General features: G+C 64.8%; 2 protein-coding genes and 2 pseudogenes. 3 read left to right on the top strand and 1 reads right to left on the bottom strand.

Going from position 1 to position 3,286, the window contains the following annotated elements; genetic code table 11:
- Nucleotides 1-648: 648 nt before the first annotated feature.
- The 3 genes and pseudogenes from AZE13_RS38885 to AZE13_RS39500 form a co-directional block, all read left to right on the top strand.
- A pseudogene (locus AZE13_RS38885) lies at nt 649-885 on the top strand (transglycosylase family protein); the annotation flags it as partial.
- Between the two features lie 345 nt (nt 886-1,230).
- Nucleotides 1,231-1,551, top strand: a complete 321-nt coding sequence (locus AZE13_RS38890) for a transposase (RefSeq protein ID WP_258528190.1) — start codon at nt 1,231-1,233, stop codon at nt 1,549-1,551.
- The gene (locus AZE13_RS39500; protein ID WP_398780306.1) at nt 1,448-1,981 is read left to right on the top strand and encodes a DDE-type integrase/transposase/recombinase; all 534 of its coding nucleotides are present in this window, start codon (nt 1,448-1,450) and stop codon (nt 1,979-1,981) included. The genes AZE13_RS38890 and AZE13_RS39500 overlap by 104 nt, the downstream gene beginning before the upstream one ends.
- 678 nt (nt 1,982-2,659) lie before the next feature.
- Here AZE13_RS39500 and AZE13_RS39505 read toward each other — a convergent pair.
- Nucleotides 2,660-2,776: pseudogene (locus AZE13_RS39505) on the bottom strand (transposase family protein); the annotation flags it as partial.
- Nucleotides 2,777-3,286 lie beyond the last annotated feature (510 nt).

A 3,286-nucleotide genomic window follows, 5' to 3' on the forward strand; every position in this document is an offset into this window, starting at 1 on the left:
GTCATTGGAAGATGGCAACTGGATGATGTTTCAGTTGCCGAGTTTGATCCGTGATACAGGGTGAAACCATTGGGTCAACACCGAGTGAAGGTCACTGGAAAACGATCCATGGCACACCCGTGCTCCATGAGTAATATCATCGGACACGCACCGCCGGATACCGGATCGCATCACGTCATCCAGCTGGATACAGCTGGCGTAGAAGTTCCCCCGTGCCCCCCACGCCCTCCCCGCAGGAGCCCACACCCCCACTTCTGACGCAAAGCCACCCCGACCTAAGCTGACTGGCAACCGTCGACGCGCGGACTCGCCAGACGCCCGAGCCTCCACGGCACCTACAGAGCCCCCAGGAGCTTCGCCAAACTCAACGAAGGCGACACATCGCCCACCTCCCGCTGGCCGTTGAAAAGTTCACACACTCACATATCCGACAGAGCTCACCGCCAATGCCCCAGCAGCCTCCAACCGGGGTCGCGGCGACCTCGTCGATACGGTCGCGCAGACGGACCACGAGACCCGAGATCTGATTAACCGGAGCGCACCCCTTCCTTTCGAACATGGGATCGATTCATGCTTCTTCCTCGTTCATGGAAACGCTCACTCATCCGCAACATCAGTCTTGCTCTCAGCGCTGCAGTCGGAATTCTCATGTGTGGCTTTTCCTCTGCCGCAGCAAAGAGCGCCTGGAAGGAGCTGGCTACATGCGAAAGCGGCGGAGACTGGCACATCAACACCCACAACGGGTACTTCGGCGGACTACAGTTCTCAGCAGAAACGTGGCGCCGATTCGGGGGTACCCACTATGCCGCGCGAGCAGACCTCGCCACCCGCGCTGAGCAGATCACCGTGGCCGTGCGTGTACTCAAAGTACAGGGATGGTCTGCGTGGCCTGCATGTTCCCAGCGCATCTCTGTGGCACAACGAACCCACCTGCGGCATTCCATCAACAGGCGACAAGAGGCCCCCGCTGAGCCTTCGTCTCCTGTTTCCAGACCCAAGCACAGCGCATCCCCTATTCCCCCACCGCCACGGTCCAATGCGCCCACCGACACTGCCAGAAATGTCGGTGCTTCGCTCCACGCCACTGTTCGTAAGGGAGACACGCTCATCTCACTTGCCAAGCGTCTCGCTCCCAAACAAGACTGGCGAGAGCTCTACACTGAGGTTCCCCCTGAAATGTTGAGGGTGGTGACAGGCGGTCAGGTGGGACTCATGAGAGGAACATCGGCCATGGCTGCCCCCAGAAAGTACTCGCTGGAGTTGCGTGAGCGTGCGGTGCGGATGTTTCGCACTGTGGATCCGAAGCCGCAGATCAAGAAGCTCGCCGTCGATCTCGGTGTGCATCCCAAGGCCCTGCGCGGCTGGTTCCGTCAGGCCGAGGCGGATGCCGGCGAACGCGACGGCCGGCTCACCACGGACGAGCGGGCCGTGCGGGTCACCCTGCGCAATGAGAACGCCCAGCTCAAGCGGGCTAACGACGCACTGCGGACGGCCTCGGCATTTTCGCGGCCCAGCTCGACCCGACCCGGCCCAGGTGACGGCACTCATTGACGAGCATCCCCGCCTGGGGGTCGCGCCCGTACTCCGGGAACTGCACATCCCCTCCTCCACCTACTGCCGCTGGCGCCGGGCCGGGAAGGAGCCGACCGCCCAGGCGCCGAACCGGTTGTGGGTCACCGATCTGACGATGATCTCCACCGGCGAGGGTCCGTTGCAGCTCTCCGCGATCCGCGACGCGTTCTCCCGCCGCGTCGTGGCCTGGGAAACCTCCGCCCGCGCGGACGCCGACCTGGTGCTGACCTTGCTGGAGTGTCAACGGTCATGTAGTTCGGTTCTGATCCACTTCTTGTGGGCGGCTGCAGAGGGTGACCGCGTCCAGTTCGGGACTGCGCGCCAGGAGCTTCTTGAGCTTGAGTGTGCTGCGCTCGTCCAGGTGGTCCGGGTGAGAGGTGATCAGCCAGGTGGCGGTGCGGACCGTTAACGTCTTGGGCTTGTCGGGCGCGGGTTTGCCGCTTGCCCGGTTCTCCTGGGGGTGTCGGCGCACGGTCCGTTTGCTGCCGGTGAAACCGAGCTCGGAGATCTCCGTGTGAAGTCGTGCCGCGTCCGTGCAGCCCTCGTTCCAACGCCGTTGGGGGTAGGGCGAGTAGGCGTGGATTTCGCCCTGGCGGCGCGATCCGGTGGCCAGCGACGCATCCTGGGGCGTAGCCGCGTGCGCGTACCGGTGCACGGTTTTGCGGTCCAGGCCGAGCACGTCGGGGATCGCCTGGATGGGGACGCCCTTGTCGTAGAGGGCGTGCACGGTGGCGTGACGCCCGCGGCGCCGGGTCACGCGCATCCCCTCCGGCCGTACCGGCACCTCGGGCTCAGCAGTGGTGCCCGCGGGCGTGTCCTCGGTAGGCTCGGCGAGGCAACGGCGGTGCACGGCAACGCACTTCTCAACGGCCTCGCACAGGTTCCTCCACAATACGAGCCTGATCAGGGACGGGTTCGCCGGGATGGACAGATGCGCGGCCAGCCGGGCACCCGGACGCCCGGCGAGTGCCAGCGCCATCTTCTCCAGCGAGCGACGCAGGAGTGGTGTGCGCCGCACGAATCGCTCGGTGAGCCCGTCGACTTGCTCGACGAACGTGCGACGATCGCACCCTGCTGCCGGGCAGAGGAAGCGTCGCACCAGCAGGTCGATCACAACCTGCTGCCCGGCCGCCGCGAGGTCGGCCAAGCGCCGCCGGTAACCACCATGAACGCGACCGAACACAGTGCCACAGTCCGGGCACATCGCCTCCCGTGTCACCGCCCGTGCCGTGAGGCTATCCCGCCGCCCTCCGCTCTTACCTCGTCCACCACCACGGAGCACAGTTGAGAGAACGCCGCAGAGAACGTCGAGAACACGCTGCAATCACACGAACAGCCATCCGTCCAGCCGGTTGTGACGCCACGTCGCCGCCGCCACAAGAAGGGGATCAGAACCAGTTGCCATGGCCGCCGTCACTGGAGTTCGACCTCGCGTCCCGCGAGGTCGAACCCGGACACCTCAATCACGCCGGCCACGGCTGCCAGTACACGTCCATCAAGCTCACCACTCGCTTGATGCGCGCGGGAATTGAGGCGTCCATGGGATCGGTCGGGACAGCTATGACAACGCCCTCGCCGAGAACCTGCAGATGCTGATCAAGACGGAGGGCCTGCGCGGACGCGCCTTCGGCACACGAGCCGAGGCCGATCTCGCGCTCTTCGAGTACATCGCCGGGTCCTACAACAGCCGAAGCGCATCCAGGCACGGCTCAAC

The organism is Streptomyces sp. NBRC 110611, assembly GCF_001590865.1.
Lineage (GTDB): Bacteria > Actinomycetota > Actinomycetes > Streptomycetales > Streptomycetaceae > Streptomyces.

Bases quoted from the DNA above. Each gene is read 5' to 3' on its own strand.
- AZE13_RS38890 (WP_258528190.1), top strand. From the start codon at position 1,231: ATGGCTGCCCCCAGAAAGTACTCGCTGGAGTTGCGTGAGCGTGCGGTG.
- AZE13_RS39500 (WP_398780306.1), top strand. From the start codon at position 1,448: ATGAGAACGCCCAGCTCAAGCGGGCTAACGACGCACTGCGGACGGCCT.